The 25,684-nt window shown below is 43.5% G+C and carries 19 protein-coding genes; 18 read left to right on the top strand and 1 reads right to left on the bottom strand.

Features of this window, described 5'->3' with window-relative positions:
• Nucleotides 1-3 precede the first annotated feature (3 nt).
• The 5 genes from J8M00_RS07945 to J8M00_RS07925 all read left to right on the top strand — a co-directional run bounded on the left by J8M00_RS07945 (nt 4) and on the right by J8M00_RS07925 (nt 5,893).
• Nucleotides 4-261, top strand: coding sequence for a phage tail assembly protein (locus tag J8M00_RS07945; protein WP_023397065.1), 258 nt, complete (start codon nt 4-6; stop codon nt 259-261).
• Nucleotides 262-538: 277 nt separating this feature from the next.
• Nucleotides 539-4,174 carry a phage tail protein gene (locus J8M00_RS07940; protein WP_211009754.1) on the top strand — a complete coding sequence of 1,212 codons (3,636 nt, stop codon included), beginning with the start codon at nt 539-541 and terminating at the stop codon, nt 4,172-4,174.
• Between the two features lie 37 nt (nt 4,175-4,211).
• Nucleotides 4,212-4,664, top strand: a complete 453-nt coding sequence (locus tag J8M00_RS07935; protein ID WP_211009753.1) for a phage tail protein — start codon at nt 4,212-4,214, stop codon at nt 4,662-4,664.
• Nucleotides 4,661-4,876 carry a tail protein X gene (locus J8M00_RS07930; protein WP_211009752.1) on the top strand — a complete coding sequence of 72 codons (216 nt, stop codon included), beginning with the start codon at nt 4,661-4,663 and terminating at the stop codon, nt 4,874-4,876. The genes J8M00_RS07935 and J8M00_RS07930 overlap by 4 nt, the downstream gene beginning before the upstream one ends.
• A gap of 6 nt (nt 4,877-4,882) precedes the next feature.
• Nucleotides 4,883-5,893 carry a phage late control D family protein gene (locus J8M00_RS07925; RefSeq protein WP_211009751.1) on the top strand — a complete coding sequence of 337 codons (1,011 nt, stop codon included), beginning with the start codon at nt 4,883-4,885 and terminating at the stop codon, nt 5,891-5,893.
• Between the two features lie 161 nt (nt 5,894-6,054).
• On the opposite strand, the gene J8M00_RS07920 is transcribed toward J8M00_RS07925, so the two are convergent.
• Entirely contained in the window at nt 6,055-6,948 is an 894-nt protein-coding gene (locus tag J8M00_RS07920; protein WP_247687282.1) for a DMT family transporter, read from the bottom strand.
• Between the two features lie 233 nt (nt 6,949-7,181).
• On the opposite strand from J8M00_RS07920, the gene J8M00_RS07915 reads away from it, so the two are divergent.
• The 13 genes from J8M00_RS07915 (at nt 7,182) to hrpB (ending at nt 25,663) form a co-directional block, all read left to right on the top strand.
• Nucleotides 7,182-7,376 carry a hypothetical protein gene (locus J8M00_RS07915; RefSeq protein WP_023397059.1) on the top strand — a complete coding sequence of 65 codons (195 nt, stop codon included), beginning with the start codon at nt 7,182-7,184 and terminating at the stop codon, nt 7,374-7,376.
• 450 nt (nt 7,377-7,826) lie between these two features.
• Nucleotides 7,827-8,774 (top strand): homoserine O-succinyltransferase, encoded by a 948-nt coding sequence (locus J8M00_RS07910; RefSeq protein ID WP_211009750.1) that lies wholly within the window; start codon nt 7,827-7,829, stop codon nt 8,772-8,774.
• A gap of 58 nt (nt 8,775-8,832) precedes the next feature.
• Entirely contained in the window at nt 8,833-9,855 is a 1,023-nt protein-coding gene (locus tag J8M00_RS07905; protein WP_417714792.1) for a homocysteine S-methyltransferase family protein, read from the top strand.
• A gap of 11 nt (nt 9,856-9,866) precedes the next feature.
• Entirely contained in the window at nt 9,867-12,494 is a 2,628-nt protein-coding gene (gene metH / locus J8M00_RS07900) for a methionine synthase (protein ID WP_211009748.1), read from the top strand.
• Between the two features lie 248 nt (nt 12,495-12,742).
• Nucleotides 12,743-13,438, top strand: coding sequence for an ABC transporter ATP-binding protein (locus J8M00_RS07895; protein WP_211009747.1), 696 nt, complete (start codon nt 12,743-12,745; stop codon nt 13,436-13,438).
• Nucleotides 13,439-14,039: 601 nt separating this feature from the next.
• Nucleotides 14,040-15,371 carry an ABC transporter permease gene (locus tag J8M00_RS07890; RefSeq protein ID WP_211009746.1) on the top strand — a complete coding sequence of 444 codons (1,332 nt, stop codon included), beginning with the start codon at nt 14,040-14,042 and terminating at the stop codon, nt 15,369-15,371.
• Nucleotides 15,372-15,380: 9 nt separating this feature from the next.
• Complete coding sequence (locus J8M00_RS07885) at nt 15,381-16,589, top strand: ABC transporter permease (protein WP_211009745.1); 1,209 nt, start codon at nt 15,381-15,383, stop codon at nt 16,587-16,589.
• Nucleotides 16,590-16,923: 334 nt separating this feature from the next.
• On the top strand, nt 16,924-17,607 hold the full coding sequence (locus tag J8M00_RS07880) for an ABC transporter ATP-binding protein (RefSeq protein WP_023397052.1): 684 nt from the start codon (nt 16,924-16,926) through the stop codon (nt 17,605-17,607).
• Nucleotides 17,608-17,618: 11 nt separating this feature from the next.
• Nucleotides 17,619-18,953, top strand: a complete 1,335-nt coding sequence (locus J8M00_RS07875) for an ABC transporter permease (RefSeq protein WP_211009744.1) — start codon at nt 17,619-17,621, stop codon at nt 18,951-18,953.
• Nucleotides 18,954-18,962: 9 nt separating this feature from the next.
• Nucleotides 18,963-20,171: an ABC transporter permease gene (locus J8M00_RS07870; protein ID WP_211009743.1), complete on the top strand. Its 1,209-nt coding sequence runs from the start codon at nt 18,963-18,965 to the stop codon at nt 20,169-20,171.
• Between the two features lie 240 nt (nt 20,172-20,411).
• The gene (locus tag J8M00_RS07865) at nt 20,412-21,305 is read left to right on the top strand and encodes a hypothetical protein (protein WP_211009742.1); all 894 of its coding nucleotides are present in this window, start codon (nt 20,412-20,414) and stop codon (nt 21,303-21,305) included.
• Entirely contained in the window at nt 21,302-23,155 is a 1,854-nt protein-coding gene (locus J8M00_RS07860; protein ID WP_211009741.1) for a tetratricopeptide repeat-containing diguanylate cyclase, read from the top strand. The genes J8M00_RS07865 and J8M00_RS07860 overlap by 4 nt, the downstream gene beginning before the upstream one ends.
• 72 nt (nt 23,156-23,227) lie before the next feature.
• On the top strand, nt 23,228-25,663 hold the full coding sequence (gene hrpB, locus J8M00_RS07855) for an ATP-dependent helicase HrpB (protein WP_211009740.1): 2,436 nt from the start codon (nt 23,228-23,230) through the stop codon (nt 25,661-25,663).
• Nucleotides 25,664-25,684: the final 21 nt, after the last annotated feature.

The raw sequence follows: 25,684 nt of genomic DNA, 5'->3' as shown, positions 1-25,684 counted from the left end.
TCTATGACTGAAATCATTAAACTGACTTTCCCTATTACGGTCGATGGGCATGAGTATGCAGAACTAAAAATGAGACGACCTAAAGTGCGCGATCGGTTAATGGTTGATAAAGCGGATATTAGCGAATCAGAGAGCGAAATCCGTTACTTCTCACATTTGTGTGAAGTGTCTCCCGATATTATCGAAGAGTTAGACTGGAGCGACTTTGTTAAGTTGCGTGAGGCACTCCAGGCTTTTCTCGTATCCCGCCCAAGCGTCTAAAAGCAATGGTGATTGCCCTGGCTAAGTACACAGGGTGGGGCTTGCAAGAACTCAACGCGCTGACCGAAGACGAACTTATTGAGTGGTTTGAAGCAGCGGTTGATTACAAAGAAGCAACAGAGGCGGGGTAACCCGCCTTTTTTTCACCAGCGCAAGTTTGATAGCTCAAGGACTTAAGCGCAGTTTTAGGGTCTTGAGCTATCAACCTTGGCACATTGCCGTTCGTTGCAATGTGCAATCAATACATTCCCGCTTATCTCTCTTCCTAGGTATTATTATGAAACATCAAGAATTGTCTGCCAAAGGCCGTTCAAAGAACAAAGTAAAGTACCGCCTACCTAAGCAGGATCAGGTTGATCCGAATGTTCAATTAGGCAGTATGCTTGCTAACTTGGTGAAAGCTAAAAAGCCGCTCGATACCAGCTCATTACAGGCTGTGATAGGGCAGTTAGCAAATGTGAATGTCAATGAATTGCTGGGCAATTCCAGCAAAATTATTTCAAGCCATTTAACTCAGTTTTCTGCTGTACAGGCCAAATCTAATCTAGCGGTAGCACACAGTGCTCAAATGCTCCAAGCAGCTCAAAGTGAGCAACAAGCTGAAACTTTAAAAGCACAAGTTGATGCAAAAATTGGTGATGGGACTGGCTTAAGCGGTGCAATTAAATCACTTGCACAGCAAGTATCGGCGTTGGATTTTCAGCAATTACAAACGGCTGCTAGTAATGAACTGGCACAGCTGCAAGTTGCATTGCCACAGCTTTACGATGGCTTACCAATCAATGCATTGAGTGAGTCATTGGCAACGGCAAGCGCGCAAGTTAAAAGTGTCGATGCTCAAAACACATTAGAGCTACAACTTGATACATTGCGCCAAGCGGCGCCTGTTATGGTTGATGCGCTTGGTATTGCGCAAATGAGCGGCGATATCATCAGTGCTACGCAGGGAATTGCACAAGGTACTAGCAGTGATACTTTCAATGAAGACCTTCAGGCGTTGATCCAAAGTGCGCCACAGGTACTTGAGACGTTTGGTTTTGATAAAGCCAGCGAGGTGGTTAAGCAAACACTGCCTGCAATATCATCAGTTAACTTTAAAGATGTGTTTGAAGGAGATATTACAAGCCTAGCCAGTGCAGCGCCTGAATTGTTAAATGCTTTTGATTTGTCTGAGGCTGCAAAAACACTGGAAGGCGCATTGCCCGTAGTTGAAGCGCTTAATGTTAAAGAGCTTCTCAATGGCGACCTATCGAGCATAGTCGATGCGACTCCTGAAGTATTCAAAGCACTAGATATGTCCAGTGCTGCACAAGCAATTGAACAAGCATTACCAGCACTAGAGCAAGTGGACATTGCGGCAGTAATGCAAGGTGATTTAAGTAGCTTGCAAAGTGCAGCGCCTGAATTACTCAAAGCAATCGACTTGTCAGCTGTTCAACAGTCATTGGCTCAGCATATTCCTGCGTTGTCACAGCTAGATCTTGCAAGTGTGGTTGACGGTGATTTAAGTCAGGTTGTTAGTATCGCGCCTGAACTGCTTAAATCAGCTGGGTTTGAACAGGTTTCCAATACTTTAAGTGCAGCCATGCCTGCATTACAGCAGTTAGATCTAAAAGGCATTGCAGGTGGAGACATATCGAGTCTAATGTCTGCGGCGCCTGATTTATTGGCGTCAGTCGGGTTAAATGAGGCCTCTGAAACTCTAGGGGCTGCATTACCTGCGCTACAGCAGCTTGATTTAAAAGGCATTGCAAGCGGTGATGTATCAAGTTTGATGTCGGCGGCACCAGATTTATTGGCGTCAGTCGGACTAAATGAAGCTTCGGAAACTCTTGGGGCTGCATTACCAGCGCTACAACAGCTTGACTTAAAAGGTATCGCTGGTGGTGATGTATCAAGTTTAATGTCGGCGGCCCCTGATTTATTGGCGTCAGTTGGCTTAAGTGAGGCATCCGAAACACTTGGGGCGGCATTACCAGCGCTACAGCAGCTCGACTTAAAAGGCATTGCCAGTGGTGATGTTTCAAGTTTAATGTCGGCAGCCCCTGGGCTGTTAAAAGCAGCTGGATTGGGTGAAGCCTCGGAAACGCTCACAGCTGCGTTACCAGCATTGCAACAGCTTGACTTGAAAGGGATTGCCAGTGGCGATGTATCGAGCTTGATGTCGGCAGCCCCAGGGCTATTAAAAGCGGCGGGCTTAGATGAGGTGAGCGCCACATTGGATGCGGCCTTACCTGCACTGCAAAAGCTTGATACCAAAGCTATTTTAGAGGGCGACTTGAGCTCTTTGATGCAGCAAGCGCCTGAATTATTAAACGCATTTGGTTTACAGGACGCGGCGAGCCTTTTCACCAAGCACTCGGCTCTGATTGAGAAGCTCGACTTTAAAGGCATTTTAAATGGTGATTTGTCGTCATTAACGGGGGCTGTACCAGACCTATTGGCGGAATTTGGCTTGGGTGACCTTGGCTTAGATTCATTATTTGACGGAGAAGATGAGCAAGAGGAAAAGTCCAAAAAAGCAAAGAAGAAGCCGAAGAAGCGACGTAAAAAACCAGCTAAGCGCAACAAGTCTAAAGCGAAAAGTGCAGCGAATGATGAAGCTGCACAGCGTAAAGCTGCGAAGTTGAATGAGACTTCAAAAGAGACAAAATATAAACCTAAAAAACCAGCGAAGCCTGCTTTAAAGGTACTTGATGGCGGTAAGGCAAAACCAGCAAAGCGCCCCAAAGTGAAAGCTCCTAAATCATTTAAAGCGCCAGCAGCAAACGATCCGATGTTTTCTAAGTTGGGTCAGTTTTTTGGTAAGAAAGGTGGTGCAATATCTACCTTAACAAAAGGACCAGGTAAATATTTAGGTAAATTGGCCACGCCTTTAACAGTGGCGATGGGGGCGTTGGATGCTTACTCTGCTTTAAGCGACGACTCATTGAGCAAGCAGGAAAAAACCAGTCGAGTCGGTGGCGCTGTTGGTGGTATGGGCGGTGCTATGGCTGGTGCCGCGGCAGGTGCTGCAATAGGCTCCGTTATCCCTGTAGTCGGGACTGCTATCGGTGGTATTGTTGGCGGCGCAATTGGTGCATTTGGTGGCGAATCTGTTGGCTCGTTCTTAGGTGATACCCTTGGCGGTTGGTTCTTTGATGATGAGCCGAAAGAAAACACAGAAAATCCTGAAAAGACGGCAAATGTATCCAATACCTTAGCGCAAGGTCAGGCAGAAGTTCAATTTAGTGAAGCAAGTAATTCGACTTCACAACAAACCCAGACACCTCTTCAGTTTGTCAAAGATAATGTCATCAATGAAGCCAATATGGTGATGGGTACGATGGCAGCGGTTGATGGTAAGCCGAATGGAAAGTGGCAAAAAGCGTCGCAGCATGGCCAATTACTTGGTCACGCGTTAAATGGCCATACCATCTATCAAGCGGCAGCCAATGATGAATTATCAACACAGGAAAAAGCACAGACGATTGGTGGCACACTGACAGGGGCATTGAGCTCTGAAGGGGTTTCGCACCTAGTTGGGAAAATTCCTAAATATGGCAAGCTCTTAGCCCCTGTGGCGGGTTACTTGACTAATGCTGTTATGTCTCAAGTAGGAGGAGACTTCTTCGCCAGTCTATTTGGTAGTGATAAGTCTGAGCAATCTGAGGCATCAAAAGCAAAAGGACAGTTATCGACGCCAAAACCAAGTGCACTTGCCGAACCGAGTACATCTCAATCGCAAATAAGCAGTGATATGCATACTCAGGAAGTGGCAGGCAATATTACTGTTAATGCGAATATCACTGTGAATGCGCAAGGTGAGCAGCAAGCTCAAGAGATTGCGCTACAAGTGAAGCAAGTTCTAGAGCAGCAACAGCAACAGGCGATGCGCGATTACCGCGCTCGGTATTATAACGAGGTAGCTTAAGGGGTCATCCCCTTAAGCTTTTTTAAGAGGACTTTCGATGGCAAAGATCAATCATGCCAACTACATGATGCAGCTGGGTGAGTACAAGTTTTCTGTCAGTACAGCGGCATTTCAAAAACTGCAGTTTAATACTGAATATCGCTGGAAAGATCTTGAATCACAAACCGACAAAAATAGTCCAGTTAAGCAGTTTATTGGTGTTGGTGAACAAACCTTAGAGTTGGAGGGAACAATTTTCCCACAATTGGTTGAAAATGGTTTAAAGCAACTTGATTTTATGCGTGATGAAGCGACTCAAGGTGTGCCTTTAACTTTGACTTACGTTGAAGAAAGCGGCAAGTCTAGCCCAAGTGTAGGCCGAGTTCTTGGCAAATGGGTTATTAAATCCATTAATGAAACCCGTACCTTGTTTTTGAATGATGGTATTCCAAGAGAAATTCAATTTAGTATGCGATTGTCTCGTTACGATGGCAATGAAGGAGCATCATGATGAGTGCTGTGAGCTACATAACCCGAGATGGAGATTGTCTCGATCTCATCTGTTTTCGACATTATGGACGCAGTGCGGGCTTGGTAGAGCGTGTGCTTGAAGCAAACTATGGCCTAGCTGACTTGGGACCGATTTATCCGGAAAACATCAAAATAGTGTTACCTGATGTACCTAAGCCAAAAGTGCAGCGAGAGATTAATATCTGGGAGTAGAAGGCCATGGAATTACAGCCGCAATATTCAGTGAAAGCCAATGGAAATGAAGTCGCTGAACAGCTACGAGACAGAATCGCTGAAGTTAGCGTGACCTTACGCACTGGTTTGTTAAGCGACATGTGCGTTGTTAAATTTGACAACTTAGAAAAAGCGCCGATCACATTGCCGCAACCAACGGATAAGTTGGAGATAGCAATGGGTTATAAGCAGGGAACGGAAGATAGCAAAGCGCCCAGTGTCGTGATGGGTGAGTTTCAAGTTGGTGAATATCAGATCACAGGGCCGGTGAGGGCGCTTGAATTGGTTGGGAATAAGGTCCTATGGGATCAAAACTTAAAAGCCGCCAAACTCAGATCTTGGCCCAGTGATCCTGAAAGTCCACTCACACTTGGCAGTGTGATTTCCGATATTGCCCAGGAATATGGGTTGACCCCTCGGATTGCCCCTGCGTTAGATAGCATTACATTACCGCAAATCGAGCAAAGTGAAAGTGATATGCAGCTGATGAGCAAGCTTGCTCAGCAGCATGATGCAGTAATGAAAATTATCAATGACAACCTTATTTTCATGAAAAAAGGCACTGGTCGTTCTTTATCTGGCCAGCCTTTACCACAGGTCACACTTGAACCAAAGTGGATCATTGATTGGAAGTTCAATACCTTGCACTATCGATTGACTAAAGAGGTCGTGGCTAAGTTTCACGACCTAGGTATTGCACAGTTGCAAACAGTCTCCGCAGGTGGTGGTGCGCCGAGTTTAACGTTACCGTATACGTATGCCGATGAGGCAAGTGCGCAGCATGCTGCAGACAGCAAATTGGCGCAACTTACACGGGCACATGTCAGTGCTGATATGGTGGTTTATGGTAATCCAGACATCATGGCGGGCGCTGTTGTTGAAGTGCAAGGGACTCAAAGCGCATTAGATAAGCGTTGGTTTGTTAAAGAAGTGCGACACGTAATTAATGGCCATGGTTTCTTGTCTTACTTAAGCTGCGAAACGCTGTCCGAATAATTATTTTTCACCTCATAAATATTAAATATTTCATACCGCACTGCTGATCATGCGGTGCTTTTCCTTCCAAACCTCCTACCTCCAAGGTCGTCTCACCTGTTTGCTCACGTGCATTGCTCTATGCATAAACAGGCTGAGATGGCCTCTTTCCAACTATATAGTCACCCTTTTAATAGTAAAACTATCCCCACCAAAGCTGTTATCCCACCCAATATCATAGCGCGTGTCACATGCTCTCTTCTTATCAAACTCATCGTCATAACCATTAACGGCGCGGCAGAAAAAATGGTTTGTGCTACCGCAGGGTCGGTATTATTGACAGAGACAAGTTGTAGCCATAAACCGATAAAGGTGCCAAAGAAAACCGCTGCAAACAACCAAGCTTTGCCCTCAATTCCTTTGAGTGTAATGGCGCGTGTTAAGCTGCTGTGTTTTATTACTGCAACTATCATTGCCACCACGAGCGTGCCCGCAGCAAGGCGTATCATGGCTGCCCACAAGCTGCTGATGTCACCATTATTTAGTGCACCTTTTGAAAGGACCATGCCGGCGGCTTGGCATGTTGCGGCTCCCAGCGCAAATAATACGCCCTTACGGTAAATGTCTTTATCTAGTTTTGGCAGCTTTTGACTGGGCTTGACCGCAATAACGACGCCTAAAGTAGTAACCAAAATACCGAGCCAAGCAGTGGCAGATAGATATACGCCTAACAGCGCGATATTCAGCAATCCAGCAATGGCTGGCGCGAGTGATTCGATCACCAATGTTCGGGCTGGACCAATATTGCGCAGGGCTGCGAAGTAGGCACTGTCTCCAATTGCAATGCCGACAATGCCGCTGGCAATTAACCACCCCCAGCTTATATGACTAGTAGGCAATTGGCTGTCCCAAGTTAAAAGTAATATGACGCCCATCAATGCAGAGGCTATTACCCCTTTAGCGACATTGAGCTCTAGGGGATTTAAATGATGGCTAAAACGTTTATATAATAGGGTTGAAAATGCCCATACTGCGGCTGCACAAAATGCAGCGATTTCTCCTATACCCACAATCATCTTTGTTATTTAGTCGTCTAATCTGGCTGTACTGTAATTATTTTGTGAATTTATGCAATGTAATTGAGCTTAATAGTTACGGTGATAGTGCTTCTCTCTGGCGCTCTCCAGCTTCAAAATAAGTTCTAAACTTTCAGTTTTTATTGAAAGTTTAGAGCTTATTTTGTTACACTCTGTTGTGTTGAAATAGTCGTGTGCTTAAATCGGCCTGTGGCCACTTGTTGGAGAACATAATGATCCTCGATGCGATTCAAATTAATTTAATTCTTTTGAGCTTTTGTATGTTTATATCTTGTTTGATCATGGCTATGACTGAGTCAAAGCTGTTTGTCGGAGAGCAACGTCTAAAAGTGAGTATTGAATATGGGATTTTTGCTTCAGCAGGGCTGATAGTAAGTGTCGTATTAGGGTACGGTTATTTCGGTTAATCATCTACTTGCATGACAGGGTGCTATTTGTTCTGGCACCCTTTATCCTTTCACCCTTTATCCTTTCACCCTTTATCCTTTCACCCTTTATCCTTTCACCCTTTATCCTTTCACCCTTTATCCTTTCACCCTTTATCCTTTCACCCTTTATCCTTTCAACCTGTATCCTCACACTCCCGCCAAATTAAAATTTCACATTTTTGAGAATTAAATTTACTCAACTCACTGAGTTTCAGGCCTTATTTTGTATTCAATTTTCCCTTTCTCATTTTTGACGGTATTGAGACGGTTTCGAGAAATAGAGACTTACCTGCTCGTTTTTGCCAATGGCATATTCAGGAATTCTTTAATTTAGACGTCTGAACATCTAGAAGTTGAAATTTTATGGCGTTCGTTCATAATGTCAGCCAATATATTACAGTTAGTTTTGTCTATTCTGGGGAGGATCTCATGCCGATCACTGTTAAAGACGAATTACCCGCCATTGCGAGGTTGCGTCACGAAAATGTATTTGTGATGCCGAAAAGTCGCGCGATGTCTCAAGAGATCCGTCCTATGCGGTTGGCAATCTTGAACTTAATGCCCAATAAGGTAGAGACAGAGGTTCAGTTTATTCGTTTATTGGCAAATACGCCGTTGCAAGTAAATGTGGATTTGCTCAGGTTGGACACACATCGCAGTTCAGAAAACTCAGAACAACATTTGAATATGTTTTATCGTTACTTCTCAGAAGTTAAAGACGAAAACTACGATGCTTTGATTGTCACAGGTGCACCTTTGGCGCATTTAGAGTATTCAGATGTGATCTATTGGCAAGAGCTACAAGCATTCTTTGACTGGGCCGAACATCATGTCACTTCAACTCTATTTTCCTGTTGGGCCGCTCATGCAGGCTTATATCACCATCATGGATTGAAACGAGAATTAAAAGAGCAAAAACTTTGTGGCGTATTTAAACACCGAGTTTATTTTGATCACGGCGCACTAACACGTGGGTTTGACGATGAGTTTTTAGTGCCCCATTCCCGATATGGTCATATTGATGTTGAGAAAATCAATCGCAAAGAAGATTTAGTGGTATTGGCCGGTTCAGAACAAGTCGGGGCCTATCTACTTAAGAATAATACAGGGAGCCAAGTGTATATTACGGGACATCCAGAGTATGATGCGGATACATTGCAAAAAGAGTACTTGCGAGATCTGCAAAATGGACCAGATGCCCCTATGCCAGACAACTACTTCCCAAACAATGACTCGGGAGTTAAGCCATCAAAAACCTGGCAAAGTCACGCCTTTTTATTATTTTCAAATTGGTTAAACTATTATGTTTACCAAACAACTCCGTACGATATTAATCTCGTTAGCCAAGACGTAAGGACTAACAATTATGCCGAATAACAGTGTGCCATTTGAGCCTGTCGATGGCCAAGCCGTATCTGAAGCGCTGAAAAAGACGATGCAAGAGCGCATCGTTATTTTAGACGGTGCTATGGGAACCATGATCCAAAAACATAAGTTTGAGGAAGAAGATTACCGTGGAGAGCGCTTTAAAGACTGGCATGTATTGATCAAAGGCAACAATGACTTGTTAAGTTTGACTCAGCCTGATGTGATTAAGCAAATTCACCGAGAGTACCTTGAAGCGGGTGCTGACATTATCGAAACCAATACCTTTAACTCGACTACCATTTCAATGGAAGATTATGACATGGCGAGTTTAAGCCGAGAGATTAATTTTGAGTCGGCCAAATTGGCACGTGAAGTCTGTGATGAATTTACCGCCAAAGATCCGAGCAAGCCTCGCTATGTTGGCGGTGTTTTGGGACCAACATCAAAAACCTGCTCTATTTCCCCCGATGTGAATGATCCAGGCTATCGCAACGTGACTTTTGATGCGCTGGTGGAAGCATACATTGAGTCTACCCTTGCCTTAATCGAGGGGGGAGCGCACCTTATTTTGATTGAAACAATATTTGATACCCTTAATGCTAAAGCGGCGGCTTACGGAGTTGAAGAGGCTTTTGAGCAAGCTGGGGTTAGGTTGCCAGTAATGATTTCGGGTACGATTACAGATGCCTCAGGTCGAACTCTATCAGGGCAAACGACAGAAGCATTCTACAATTCAATTCGACATATTAAGCCTATCTCTATTGGGCTTAACTGTGCGTTAGGCCCAGATCTATTGCGCCCATATGTGGAAGAGTTATCTCGGGTATGTGAAACATTCACTTCCGTGCACCCTAATGCTGGATTACCGAACGAATTTGGTGAGTACGACTTAGAAGCTGACGAGATGAGTAAAGAGATTGTTGATTGGGGCAATGAAGGCTTTATTAACATTGTTGGTGGGTGCTGCGGGACGACACCGGAGCATATTAAGGCCTTTGCTGAAGGGTTGAGCCCTGTGTCACCGCGTAAGCTTCCTGAGCTTGAAGTTCGCATGCGTTTGTCAGGTCTTGAAGCCTGTAATCTGAATTAGGAAGTATCATTATGACGCAATCTACCGCTGTATTTACCAATGTGGGTGAAAGAACCAATGTCACAGGTTCAGCACGCTTTAAACGTCTCATTTTAGAAGAAGATTACGAAACGGCCCTAGAAGTTGCGAGAGAGCAAGTGGAGGGGGGCGCGCAGGTGATTGATATCAACATGGATGAAGCCATGTTGGATTCAAAAATGGCGATGGTGAAGTTTTTGAACCTTATTGCTTCTGAACCTGAAATTTCAAAAGTGCCTATCATGGTTGACTCCTCTAAATGGGATGTCATCGTTGCGGGTCTGAAATGTATCCAGGGCAAGGCCATTGTTAACTCTATCTCGCTAAAAGAGGGCAGAGAGCCGTTTGTGCGCCAAGCCAAGATATTAAAACGTTTTGGTGCAGCTGTTGTTGTTATGGCGTTTGACGAAGTCGGTCAAGCTGAAACGGCAGATCGTAAGTTTGAGATTTGTCAGCGCTCGTACAAAATTCTTGTGGATGAGCTGGGGTTTCCACCAGAAGACATCATATTTGATCCGAATATCTTTGCCGTCGCCACCGGTATTGAAGAACATGATAACTATGCCGTTGAATTTATTGAAGGCACGCGCCGCATAAAGCAAAATCTACCCCACTGTAAGGTATCAGGCGGTGTGTCTAACGTGTCGTTCTCGTTTCGAGGCAACAACCCAGTTCGTGAAGCGATCCACTCAGTATTTTTATATCATGCCATAAAAGCGGGTATGGATATGGGGATCGTAAACGCAAGCCAGTTGGCGGTGTATGACGATATTCCACTTGAATTGAGAAATGCTGTTGAGGATGTGATCCTCAACACTGATCCCGGTGCGGGCGAACGCTTAGTTGATATTGCACCTAAGTACTCAGGTATGGCGCAAGCTGAGAAAAAAGAGGACTTAGAGTGGCGTACATGGCCGGTTGCAAAAAGGTTAGAGCATGCCCTTGTTAAGGGGATCACTGAGTATATCGATGAAGATACCGAAGAGTGCCGTCTCAGCTTCGACAAACCTATTCAGGTAATCGAAGGACCACTCATGGATGGCATGAATGTGGTCGGTGATTTGTTCGGTGCTGGTAAAATGTTCTTGCCTCAGGTAGTCAAGTCAGCCCGTGTAATGAAGCGCGCGGTGGCTTACCTCGACCCATTTATCGAAGCTGAGAAGGAAGAAGGCGCGAGCAACGGAAAAATAGTCATGGCCACTGTGAAAGGCGATGTACACGATATTGGTAAGAACATCGTGGGTGTTGTGTTGCAGTGTAACAACTATGAAGTAGTTGATTTAGGTGTGATGGTGCCTGCTGAAAAAATCCTGCAAACGGCCATCGATGAAAAAGCAGACGCTATTGGCCTGTCTGGTCTTATTACCCCTTCACTGGATGAAATGGTACACGTGGCAAAAGAAATGACACGTCGAGGCTTTGATATTCCGTTATTAATTGGTGGGGCGACCACATCTAAAGCCCACACTGCGGTAAAAATTGAACCTCAGTACGACAAAGGCGTTATTTATGTAAACAATGCCAGTCGTGCAGTTGGCGTTGTTTCTAGTTTGCTAAGTGACACGCAAAAGCCAGTATTTTTAGAAAAAACAGCCAATGAATACGTGAAAGTTCGCGAACAACAAGCGCGAAAAAAACCGCGTTCCAAGCCTGTGACTTTAGCCCGTGCTCGGGACAATGCCACTAAGTTAGACTGGGATAATTACACACCGCCTAAACCTAAAAAGTTGGGGGTGACTGAGTTTAAAAACGTTAGCATCGCCACTTTACGTCAATATATAGATTGGACTCCCTATTTCATGACATGGTCTTTGGCAGGCAAATACCCGCGTATTTTAGAGGATGAAATAGTTGGTGAAGAAGCTAAAAAGCTATTTGCTGATGCCAATGCGATGCTCGATGAATTAGAGCAAACGGGTAAGTTGCAACCGCTAGGCGTAATTGGTTTATTCCCAGCCAATCGAGTAGACGATGATATCGAAATTTACGCCGATGAATCTCGAACAGAGGTGATTGGTAAGTCGTGTCAATTACGTCAACAAACGGAAAAAACAGATTTTCCAAATTACTGTTTAGCTGATTACGTTGCACCAAAGGGCATTGACGATTATTTTGGCGCATTTGCAGTCACAGGTGGTCTTGAAGAGGATGATCTGGCGGATGCATTTGATGCGCAGCAAGATGATTACAATAAGATCATGGTCAAGGCGGTGGCAGATAGGCTAGCTGAAGCCTTTGCTGAGTACTTACACGAACAGGTTCGCAAGGAGTACTGGGGTTTTGCTGCTGATGAGTCATTAACTAATGAAGAGCTTATTCGCGAAAACTACCAAGGTATTAGACCCGCACCGGGCTACCCAGCATGTCCTGAGCACACGGAGAAGAAAAAAATCTGGTCGTTGTTAGATGTTGAAAACCGCATCGGTATGAAGCTAACGAGCTCTTATGCAATGTGGCCAGGTGCAGCTGTTTCTGGCTGGTACTTCTCACATCCTGACTCTAAGTATTTTGCAGTTGCTACCATCCAAAAAGATCAAGTTGAAGACTACGCCCGCCGTAGTGATATGACCATAGAAGAGGCTGAGCGTTGGTTGTCTCCTAATCTTGGTTACGATACTTAAACCTATCCAGTGGGCTTGTTAGGGGGCAACTGCTCTAACAAGTCATTTTTGCTGTATTCTTAGTATTTTTTTAATGAATTTAGCGGGTTGCATACAGCTTTTGCCGTGTTATATTTTTAGCTATGCAGTTGCGTATTCATTGCCTTTCAGGCTGTACTTTTTGCAGCCTCTCTCATTATATTGCTGATGGGTGTTGGTTTTTCATCGTAATGAATAGTATAAATTTAGTGGTAAAGTAGTGAGTGTATATGCTTAATTTTTCCAGTGTTACTAAAAATTACGAAGAAAACACCGTGGTTACTCAAGCATTACAACCTTTTAATTTGCAAGTTTCATCGGGGGATTTTATTGCGTTGGTCGGCCCGTCTGGTTCGGGAAAAACGACCTTTTTAAATATTGCTGGTTTATTAGAGTCTCCCAGCTCTGGCGAATATACTTTTTTAGATAAAGACGTAAAGACACTCAGCGATAAACAAAAATCTCGATTACGAAGCTCTGATATTGGGTTTGTTTTTCAGGGCTTCCATCTGCTTCCCGAACTAAATGTCTATGATAATGTGGAGATCCCTTTGCGCTACAGCAGGGTGCCTGCCAAGCAGCGCCGTGCCAGCGTGATGTCATTACTAGAGCAAGTTGGACTGTGTGACAGAATTAACTGTAAACCAAACCAGTTGTCTGGTGGCCAACAGCAAAGGGTAGCCATTGCGCGTGCATTAGTTGGTAAACCCTCACTCATATTAGCTGATGAGCCGACTGGCAATTTAGACTCGAAAAATGCCGCAGATATTATGGCTATTTTATCGTCCCTTAACCAGTGTGGTACCACGATTTTAATGGTCACTCACAGTTTAAAGTTGGCGCAACAAGCCAAACGAGCTATTGAGATCCGCGACGGTGTTTTAAAAGAGCGTTGTATCGAACACTATGCTGCAAGATGGGGTTAATTAAATACTTGGCTAAATAGCCACATTCTAAATATTGATTGCTAGGGCAATCTTGAATTGAAAATCGCCCCTATATACGCCCCGTAGAGCAACATTTTCCTATATAATTTTTCTTCTTTTATAACGAAGCTGTTAACTTTGTTGTTTCTGGGTTTTTATTGTGTATCTATTTGGTTTTTGTTAGCCTAACCAGCGAAGAAAAAAATTACCCCTAAATAAACCTCAAATGTTTACGGTTCAGTTCGACGAGTGCTTAACTGCATTACATATGGGCGATGGAAAGCTTAGGTACACACGAAGGAATTTTAGGCGTAATTGTGTTTAGAATATCATTTACCAATAATAATCAAATACTTGGGATACTCTATATAACTCACTTATGTCTGAAAGGCTTTAGGCAGCGAGCCAGTTATCATTGTGGATAAATATACTAAGCAACTTGTCGCTAGTAAGTTGGAATCTATAGTGCCTTTCCCCCCTTGGTTAGCTATTTGCTCGATGTGAGTATTTTTAAAAGGGTTTGAGCTTAAGTATGCGTGTCTGAGCAATAGAATTATAAAAATTATGTTAGTGCTACACCCACCGCTGAACAGGAGATAACATGCTGTACTACTATATACGCATGGCGGTATTTAGTCTCAAAAGAACACCTCTGTTAAGTTTCTTAATGATAGCGACTATTTCAATAGGCATTGCTGCGACCATGGTCACATACACTGTTAGCTACATGATGACAAAAGATCCAATCCCCAGTAAAAGTGAGCGGTTATTTACTGTTCATTTAAGCTCATGGGATCCGTCGCGCATGTACAGAATGGAGGATGGAAAAGAAGAAATTCCCATTTTTGTTACTTATCAAGATGCAATGAACTTATACAACGAAAAAAAAGGCAAGCGCCAAACAATTATTGGTAGCCATAAAACAATGAGTCGTTCCCCAAGTCAGCCACCGGGCGAAGCGCTATCAACCTTGTTGCGGGCAACCACATATGAATTTTTTGATATGTTTGAAGTACCGTTTTTATATGGCTCTGGATGGACAGAGTCCGATGACGAACAAGGTGAACGGGTAGTTGTATTGTCAAAAAAGCGCAATATGAAACTCTTTAACGGTCTAAATTCAGTTGGAGAAGAAGTCTTAATTGGTGGGCTTTTATATCGTGTAGTTGGCGTATTGGATGATTGGGTGGTACTGCCTCGATTTTACCTTGAGAGCCATGATGCATTTATGGATGTCAGAGATATGTTCATTCCATTTCGCTCCAATATTGATAATGAATGGATTGCAGCAAGTGATGTTAGTATGTACTGCTGGGGCGACTTTGAGATGAACAAATTTAGCTCTATGCTCACTTCAGAATGTGTATGGCTGTACTTCTGGGTAGAGCTTGAATCTTTAACTCAGCGCGAAGCGTATTTTGATTTTGTGAATAATTACGCGATGGAGCAGCGAGCTTTAGGACGTTTTCAACGTGAGCAAATGAACCGAGTGCTCAATGTACCAGAATTTATAAAACACAATAAAGTTGTGACCGGAGATAGTCGTTTGGCAGTTTGGCTGGCATTGGCTTTTTTAGTCGCCTGTTTACTCAACTGTATGAGTTTAATGATGACAAAATTTCATGGCAAAGGGGCTGAGATTGGATTAAGAAGAGCGGTTGGTGCAAGTAGGGAAGATATTGCTTGGCAATTTGGTTGTGAAACGATTCTGATAGGTCTTTTAGGCGGAGTTATGGGTTTGTTATTGGCAAATTTGGGTCTGATCATCACAGCTGAAATATACAGTCACTTAAACCCGGCACTCATGACAATGAACGTTGAGTTGATGGTAACCACGTTATTGTCGTCTGTGATTGCGAGTTCGCTTTTTGGCCTGTACCCAATATATAGAGCTTGTAAAATTCAGCCATCAAGCCAATTGAAGAGCTTATAGGTCAATTAAATGAAGGATCTTAAACCAATTCTTAAATCATTGTTATATGCCAAAACAGCACCTCTTTTGTTGATATTGCAAATTGCAGTTGCATTCACAATACTCGTTAATTCGGTTTTTATGCTTGTACAGAAGCATTCAGAGTTTACTAATCCGAGCGGCTTAGATGAAGATGTTTTATTTTCGTTTCAAATGTCTCTGCATGGCTCACCAGAAGAGCGAGTAGCCAGCATATACCGAGATCTAGATGCTATCAGAGCGTTAGATAGCGTCGAGGAGGTTGTCACGGTTAACTCCATACCGCTGTCCCACCGTGGAGCGGGTATGGAAGTGAGATTAAAACAAGGCACACATGAATATGATTCAAAAGCAGGCCTGTATGCCGGTGGCCATCAAATGATTGAAACCATGGGGTTAAAGCTGATCGCCGGTGAGGGGTTTACCTTGTCTGATGAGCGAGCGTTGAAAGATTTTGGTTTGAGTCAGCCTGTTGGTGTGGTGATCACCAAAGCTTTAGCTCAGGACCTTTATCCAAATGACTGGCGCCAAGCACTAGGTAAAACACTGTATTTGAATGACAAAGAACAATCTGTTAGAGGCATTGTTGAACAGTTAGTTGGCCCTTGGAGTTTCTGGGGGTATAAAAATAACAACTTCTTGGTTCCCACACTATTTATGATGACGGATGCGAGCTTTATTGTGCGTGCGCATAAGGGGTTGCTTGATCAAAGTATTAGAGATGTGAAGGATTTGCTTTTAGTTGATCCCAGTAGAGATATTGACAACTTTATGAAGATCACTGAAACAAGAGCTTGGGCATATCAACCGCAGATAGCGGCTTATAATACGCTTAAAATAGTGATTGTTGGTTTGTCCATTATCATAATGTTGGGTGTATTCGGTCAAACTCGCTATACAATCCTAAAGCGACAAAAACAAATTGGTATTAGGCGAGCGTTAGGAGCTAGCCGGAATGAAATAATCAGATATTTTATGCTGGAGAACCTCTGTATTAATGTGTGTGGTATTTTGTTTGGCTTAGGGTTAACCATTGTCGCGAATAACTTACTGGTAATGCATTTTGGCCTAGTTCCCGTACCTGCGCATTATTTGCTCATTGGTGTGGTTGTTGTACTTTTGGCTGGCGTATTGGCAGTTCTTCAGCCTGTGCTTAAAACAGCGAGTATTTCACCAACTGAAGCGACACGTTCAGCGTGATCTTTTTGCAAGCGCATGTGCAGCAATTGGTTCAATAGCAAACTTTATTTATTTGCTTTTGTTGGCCACTCTTTTATGCATTTATATTTACGATGACAACTTGCCCTGCACTTTATTTTTCGGTAAATATAATATTAATTTTGTGTTTATTTTGTCTTTTTTAGTCTACAATAATTTGAGTGCTCTTTTTGGGTACTTAATTACTCAGTTTGAGAATGAAATATAATAAATGCTTAAGGAACAGCAAGCTATATTCTTTTTCACGACCCGTTGTAGTCAGTAAGTATAGTGAAATGCTGTAGAATAATAAGTACACAAAGTTAAAGGAAATATCATGCTTAAAATGCGAGGAGTAGCAAAGTCCTTCACCACGGATACGGTTAAGACGCAGGCGCTGCAGCCGTTTGATCTTGACATTCAACAAGGTGAGTTTGTTGCAGTTGTAGGTCCTTCAGGTTCTGGAAAAACAACATTTTTAAATATTGCTGGGTTATTAGAGGAACACTCGCAAGGGCAATACTTATTGGATAACCAAGACACGACCGGATTATCCGACAAGCATAAATCTTCATTGCGAAACCAAAAAATTGGTTTCATTTTTCAGAGCTTTAATCTAATTCCCGAGCTCAACTTATTCGACAATGTTGAAATGCCGTTAAGATATCGAGATTTTAGCGCTAAAGAGCGAACGGAACGTGTGCTCAACGCACTTGAGCAGGTCGGTCTTGCTGGACGAAAGTCGCATTACCCTCAACAGTTGTCTGGTGGTCAACAGCAGCGAGTTGCTATTGCCCGTGCACTCGCGGGTAGTCCCTCCTTCTTACTCGCCGATGAGCCGACTGGTAACCTAGATTCTAAAATGGCCGACGGTATTATGGCGCTACTCAAAGATATTAATAAGCAGGGGACTAGCATTTTAATGGTCACCCACGATATGGAGCAAGCTCAGCAGGCTGGCCGTATCGTAGAGATACGAGATGGAAATCTGAGTGAGCAAAAACACGCTATATCAGCTTAGAGGTGCAGATAATGGGCAAGTATTATTTCAAGCTAGCTTGGCTTAGCTTAAAAAAAACGCCATTGCTGAGTTTGCTGATGATAGGCACGATCGCTATCGGCATAGCTGCTTCTATGACAACAATCACCGTCGGGTACATGATGGGTCAAAATCCATTACCCCATAAGAGTGAGCGTGTAGCAATGGTACATCTAAATTCTTGGGACCCTTCACAGCCAATAGGTTACAGAAAAAACGGTGAGGTAGATATTCCCTCTCTTTTAACGTATCAAGATGCGATGGCTTTATTGGCTGCGAATAAAGCTGATAAGCATGTGCCATTTGTCTCATTTAATTCGGCAGTTAGAGCGGAAAACGAGGATGTTATTGATGCGCAACTACATCAAATACGTTCAACAAGCCGACATTTTTTTAGTGTGTTTGGTGCTCCCTTTATCTATGGCGGTACTTGGAGTGAGGAAGCTGATCAGCAAGGTCAATCAGTCATTGTTTTGTCGAAAAGAGAAAATGATCGTCTGTTTCAAGGGGCAAACTCAGTTGGAGAGCATATTATTGTCGGTACTCATTTGTATCGAGTTGTTGGCGTGATTGATGACTGGCAACCTACGCCTAAGTTTTATGTCAACTATTATGACATGTACAGCCCGACGTTGCCTTTTTTTGTCCCGCTTGAGTCACAAATTCAAAACAACTTTTTTTCTCCAACAACAATGGGATGGTATTGCTGGGGTGACGGCCCAAGCTCAACTTTGCAGGAAGTCATGTTGTCAGAATGCGCATGGATAAGGTTTTGGGTTGAGTTTGAATCTGAAGATAAAAAGCATGAATATTTCAAGTTTATGGAAGACTATACTGAGGAGCAAAGAAAAGTAGGCAGATTTGCGCGACCTGAGCCTAATCGTTTGATGTCTGTTACTGAGTACCTTGAAGAGGAAGGCGCTGTTAGTGAAGAAAATAAGATAGGCATCGGTTTTGCGTTGGCATTTTTATTTGCCTGTCTATGCAATGTAATGAGTTTGATGATGACAAAATTCCATGGAAAAGGTGGCGAAGTTGGCCTGCGCCGGGCCGTGGGGGCGTCTAAGCAAAATATTACAGTGCAATTTGGCTTTGAAGCGGCACTGATTGGCTTTTTTGGTGGTGTGATTGGTTTATTGTTAACTCAGTTAGGGCTCTCAGCTTTGACAGATATGTACCCTGAGTATCATGTCAATGTAATGACGATGGATATAACTTTAATGGTATCTACTGTTGCATTGGCTGTCAGTACTTCGCTGCTATTTGGATTATGGCCAATATATCGGACGAGCCGTGTTCAACTATCCAGTCAGCTTAAAAGTTTATAGGAGCAGTAGATGAAGGATTTCGCACCCATACTTAAAACGCTGTGGAAAAATAAAACGGGCCCGACATTACTGATCGTACAAATAGCGGTGGCATTTACGATTTTGATCAATATCTCCTATATGGCCATGTCTAAGTTGCATGAGATAAACTTGCCAAGTGGACTTGGTGAAGATGTACTTTTTTCATTTCGCACTAATTTACCGGTTGAGTCTGAGGCATATGAAGCACTTTTAAAACAAGATTTGGCGGGTATTAAAGCGCTAAACAGTGTTGAAAGTGTGGTGACAACAAACTCAATACCATTGGCGGGATGGGGGTTAGGGTTGCAATTTAATGAGTCTGAAGACCCTGATAGTTTTATCGCCTACGCGGGTATTTACAGTATGTCCGATGAGTTTATGAAGACTCTGAGTTTGGATGTAATAATGGGCCGAGGGTTTGAAGATAGTGAGATGAAGATTTCTAATCAAGACTACAGTGAACTCTCCAACTCAATTCTCGTCACAAAAGCAATGGCTGAGCACGTGTCGCCTGAAGACTGGTCAGCTGCGGTAGGTGTAATAGTTTATATGAATGGCCGTCCGTACCAAATCGTTGGCGTTATCGACAAGTTAATTGCTACTTGGCCTGATTGGAAAGGAAATGAACGCAGTGTTGTATTCCCTGTATATAGCTTTTCCGGTGAAAATAGATTTTTGGTGAAAGCCAGAGCGGGGCAGCTTGAACAGGCTATGGAAGATGTGCGCAATCTGTTGTTGCAACAGCCGGGTAAGTTCGTAGCAGATCTTCACACGTTCAAATATACTCGCGAAACAGGATACAAAGCCATGAAGTCTTCGTTGAGCATACTGATTGGTGTCACAATTGGACTAGTCATGTTAACTATGTTGGGGGTATTTGGACAGGCACGTTTCACGCTGATGAAACGACGTCGTCAAATTGGTACAAGAAGGGCGCTAGGAGCGAGTAAGATACATATTATGAGGTTTTATATTATTGAAAACCTTGTTGTTGTTGGGATCGGAGTAGTATTTGGCAGCCTTTTTGCCGTGCTCTTAAATGTCAAACTCATGGAACTTTTCCGCTTAGACTCTGTACCGTTGGAATACTTTTTATATGGTGGTATCAGTGTTTGTATTGCAAGTTTGATAGCTGTTGTCCCCACCGCATACAGCGCTGCAAACATTTCACCCGCAACTGCCACCCGCTCTGTGTAACTCCCTGAAACACTCCTTTTAGGCAAAACCTTTGCTTAATTGGAGTGTACTTTTCTTAAATTAATCTCATTATTCAGAAAGTCCTATGAATACTTTGACTTAGCCGTTTTTACGGGTTTGTTATGGAATATTATTCTTTTTATTAGTGAAAAAAGCTTATTTTTATGTTGGTTTTTAGTTAACATGTCGAGAGTGGTTTTAGTATACTTTGGATTATATTGATTCGAATGCGGGGTAAGCATGAAGCGGTTGATATGGCTGTGGCTCATTTTTTATACTGGTAGCCTGTATGCTCACAATCAACTGGTGGTTGATATTATGAGTAGTGAAAACTTTAGTCAGCGCTATGCCGAATTTCTCAACGGCCGCTCACCGTTGGATGTGCAGTCTTTTTATCCGACGACAAAAGGGTCACATATTGAGATTATTGAAATGGTCCTTTTACAGCAGGCGCTATTTTTAGGGGGAGAGACACGAGAGGTGATCTTCAACCCTAAACCCTCTGTAAATATCGTGGAGTTTTCAGATATGCTTTCGGGTGAAAGCCTGATTTTGGCGCGCAGTGTTTGGCATGAAGATATTATTAACTATAGGGGCTCACTCTATGTGAGTGATGCTGTGGTTGAATTTGGTCAATATGAAGCAGGTCTATACGTTACTAAGCGAAATGTAGCATTGCAAAACTTACCGCAAGAGCAGTTGGAACAGCTAACTGTTGTTGCAAATCCAAGGTGGCGAGTGGACTGGCGGGCACTAAATAATACCGATATAAATATTGTGAGCTTTATCGGACCTTGGGAAACCATGCTCAATATGGTAGAAACCGAAGTGGTTGACGCGATGTTGATCAATTTTAGTGTTAGCCAAAATCTATTGCTAAATTTTGAAGAGCGGGAATACGTTCCTATTCAGAATATTAAAATGATGTTGCCGGACTCACGGCATTTTATTGTCAGTAAAAAACACCCTCAGGGGGAAATGATTTTTGCGGCGCTTAACAGGGGATTAAAAATATTACGGGCTCAGGGTGTGCTCGATAAAGCCTTACACCAATCGGGGTTTATCAATCACCTCGTTAAAGACTGGGAATACGTCAATCAACAAATGCTCTCTTCAAGTCAGGTCGAGCCATGAAAAAAGAGCTGCTTTTAATCGTGAGTTATTGGTTGCTGAGTGTTAGCGCTTGGGCGAATATCAACACCGAAGCAACCCCCTCTCAACGAGAAGATTTGTCTAAGATGCTACTGCATTTAACCGATAGCCTAGAAGAAGATTACGATCTCAACTTGTTACCACAAGTACGCGTGTTGAGAGAACAATCTAGGCAGCTTGGGGAAAAACATTTACAGGCGCGCTCACTATTGCTGGAAGGGTTGATCCGACAACACTTTGGTGATTACAAACACAGTCTAGTACTCCACAACGATGCGTTGGCCATCGCGAAAAATCTGGATTCCCCCATACTTGAAGTACAAATCTATCTTGCTCTGGCACAATTGGAAATGGATTTGGAACGTTTCCGGTATGCGCAGCAGTTACTTTCGCGTGCTTATACGTTGATCACAACCCGCATTGATGCAGAGCAATCAAAAAAATTAATGGGGGAATATGTGTTATGGCAAGGTTCGCTGTATTTGCTTAAAGGAAGTTACCGTCAAGCACTCGCGACTTTAAGCAAACATTCACTGTCAGAATTTAGAGGGCTATCGAGTAAACTCGCACTAGCCAGGGCTTGGGCTTACTTGAGTATCGGGGCGTATCCAAAGGCGCGTCTGCTGATGAATTCAAACTATATAAACAAATCAGAATTGAGCCAAAATTTACACCTGAGAGTACGTTATCAGCTTATGAATGCGACTGCTTATTTGCAGGCTGGTGAATTTACCTCTGCGATACATACTGCCAAGCTGGCGTTAAATGAAACCTTCGGCACGCGTTTTTTAACGGAGCAGTCCAAGCTGCAAAAAGTGTTGGCTGGTGCCTATGCGCAATTGGGGGATTTTGAGCAGGCGCATTTGTATCTCAAGCGTTTTGCGCTTTCTCAGCAAGCGCTTAACTTGCAAAAGCGCAACAACAAACTCCTGCAACTAGAAGCGCAATATTCTCTCGCGGCACAAAAACAACAATTAAGTGTGTTGGAAAAAGACAATGCGTTACAAGCGCAACAATTGATCCAGCACCAGCAACAGATCGACAATGCACATCTGGCGCAACAGCGTGGTGTGTTGGGGCTTTTACTCATTGCTTTGGTTTTAGGGTTTGGTTATTGGAGATGGCAAAACAAACGCTATTTAATAACGTTAAAGCAGCAGGTTGCAGAGCGTACAGCGGAACTTGCAGAGCGCAATAAAAGACTGCAAGCACTGAGCTTTACAGACAGCTTAACTGGATTAAATAATCGTCACTACTTTTTCAGTGTCATTGACGCACAGATAAAACCTCAATCTTCGCCACAAAGCGAAAAGCAAGAGATGATATTTTGTTTATTGGACATAGATCACTTCAAAAAGGTGAATGACACTTATGGACATGCCGCTGGCGACCTTGTGCTACAAACTGTGGCTGATATTTTAAAACAGTGTACGCGTGAAGGTGATTTGGTGATCCGTTGGGGTGGGGAAGAGTTTTTAATTGTAATGCCAAATATGACCCACAATGAAGCAATTGAGGCTGTAGAGCGAGTGCGAAGACAAGTAGAGTGTTTCCCGTTTGTCGTGAATGAACAGGCTATTCAGGTGACTTGCTCGATAGGTTTTGCTCCTTACCCTTTGACCAATGGTGCAAATAAATCATTAAGTTGGGAACAAGTGATAGAATTGGCAGACAATGGACTATACATGGCTAAAAAAGAGCATCGAAATGCTTGGGTAGGCCTTCATCGCCTTAATCATCCGCTAAACTGCTCTATAAAGCATTTAAACAAAGATTATAGAAGTCTTATTAATAGTGGTCAGGTGACTGCATCTGTCAGTTATCAAACTTAAAGTACTGGCAGAAAATGGCATTCAACATGATAGAATGGCAAGCATCTGTATTTATATTTGCTTGAATTCACTGTGCTCCCAATTGAAGAAGTTTTTCCAAAGTTAGTTAAACAACTCGAACATCACGAAACGGTTCTCTTACAAGCGCCTCCGGGGGCTGGTAAGTCTACTTGGCTACCATTAAATTTAATGAAGTCAGGCCAGTATCAGCGTATTGTGATGTTAGAGCCTCGCCGATTAGCGGCGCGTAATATTGCCCACTATCTTGCAAGCCAAATTTGTGAGCCGCTAGGCCAGAGTATTGGTTTACGGATCCGTCAAGAAGTCAAAGTGTCGGCGCAAACTCGATTGGAAATTGTGACTGAGGGCATGTTGACTCGTATGATTCAGCAGGATCCGGAGTTGACGGGGATTGACTTACTCATTTTTGATGAATTTCATGAACGTTCTTTGTCTGCTGACACCGCATTGGCATTTGCACTGGAAACTCAGGCTGCACTGAGAGACGATTTAAAGATACTGGTGATGTCCGCAACCCTTGATAGCGAGCGCTATCAGGCATTTTTGCAATGTCCCATCATATGCTCTGAAGGGCGCAGTTTTCCTATCACGCATAAGTATGTACCACTAAAAGATGAAAGCCAGTGGTTGATGCAAATAGCCCCGGTGGTTCGCCAAGCAATTCAGGAAGAAAGTGGCAGTATTTTGGTCTTTTTACCTGGCCAAAAAGAAATCAGACAGGTAGCCAATACACTACATAGTGCCTTTGAAGGTGAGCCGAGCATTCATATTGTGACTCTCTTTGGAGAGCAGGATAAATCTGCTCAGCAAGCGGCAATTGCCCCCGCACCAGTTGGGGGGCGAAAAATCGTACTCACAACAAATGTGGCAGAGACATCTCTGACCATTGAAGGGATCCGTATTGTCATAGATTCTGGAAAACGTCGAGCAGCGGTATTTAACCTGAAAACAGGGGTAACGGAGCTTAAAACTGTGTCGATTTCGCGTGCATCAGCGGTACAGCGCGCAGGCCGGGCTGGGCGCATTGAGTCCGGAGTGGTATATCGGCTAGGTAGCCAAGCCCTATTTGAACGACGTGACGCCCATGATAAGCCTGATATTTTGAGCTCAGATATCAGTGGGCTGGTTATAGAGTCTAAAGTGTGGGGAACCCAAGTATCAGAGTTGCCTTTGTTGGATATGCCGAGCGATGCGCAGCTTAAGCAAGCACAGCAACTTTTAATGAGCTTAGAGGCACTTGATAACCAAGGAAAACTGCAGCCGCTAGGGCAGCAAATGCAGCGTCTTGGTAGTGAGCCGCGATTTGCACACATGTTGCTTAAAGTGAAGTCACTTGAAACTAAGTTACCAGGCATAACTCTATTGGCTTGTTACTTTATGGCGCTGCAAGATAGTCGGGTTAAGAGTGCACCAGAGCTGAGCTTAGCGCTTGGTCAGATGCATCATAATGCCCCAGCGGCATTCACTAAACAGTTAAAGTATTGGTGTAAACGGGCTGATATTTCTCATCAATCCGATGATTTAGCCGTTGAACACTTAGCAGTAGTAGTGGCATTGGCATACCCAGATAGGTTGGCAAAAAAACGCGGCAATGGGTTTGTACTGGCAAATGGTGCTGGCGTCAATGCACATAGTGAGTTTTGGCAAAGTGCTCCTTACCTTGCCATTGCTGAGCTGGGAGGGCATCAAGGGCAAAGTATTTTTAGCGCAACAGCCTTTGAACCTGACGAACTTGCTGACATTTTGCCCTATTTATTCTCACAAAAAACGGTGTGCGAATTTGACCAAAAGCAAGCCCAGTTTTTACATCAAGATAGAGTCTATTTGGGCCAGTGGATATTCAGTGCAAAACCAAGTAAATCGCCCCTTGATGAGGTTGCGAGAACTCAGGCATGGTGTTCAATCATAACTGAAAATGGCCTGTCCATGTTTACCGGCTACTCCGACTGTGCTCAACTTCTGATCCGTATGCAGTTGGCTGCAAAGTATTACCCAGAAGAGTTTCCAGCAAGTAGGGAAGAGGATTTAACAGCAGAATTATCTCAGTGGTTGGAACCATTTTTAACTGAGGTAAAGCAGTTTAGTCAATTGAAAAAGTTGGATTTAAAAAACGCGTTGTTGACACGCCTAGACTGGCAAAAGCAGCAGCGCTTAAATGCTCTTTTGCCTGAACGTATTGCGGTTCCAAGCGGTTCACAGATCCGAGTGCAATATCAATTGGCAGGACCAGCTCGCCTCGCGGTCAAAATGCAAGAAGTCTTTGGCATGCTGAAAAGCCCGGTGCTGTGTGAGGGCAACGTGCCTGTCTTGATGGAACTGCTATCTCCTGCGCAAAGACCCTTGCAGCTGACGCAAGATTTAGCACATTTTTGGCAATCGAGTTATAAAGAGGTGCAAAAAGAAATGAAAGGGCGATACCCAAAACATTATTGGCCGGATGATCCTGCGACTGCGCAAGCGACCAATAAAGTAAAAAGCCGAATGTAGATGCTTGAAGCTTTAGCTGAG

The organism is Pseudoalteromonas luteoviolacea (genome assembly GCF_018100925.1).
In the GTDB taxonomy this organism is placed as follows: Bacteria; Pseudomonadota; Gammaproteobacteria; order Enterobacterales; family Alteromonadaceae; genus Pseudoalteromonas; species Pseudoalteromonas obscura.
Note: the sequence above shows the minus strand (reverse complement) of the source record. Positions and strands in the feature narration are given on the sequence as shown.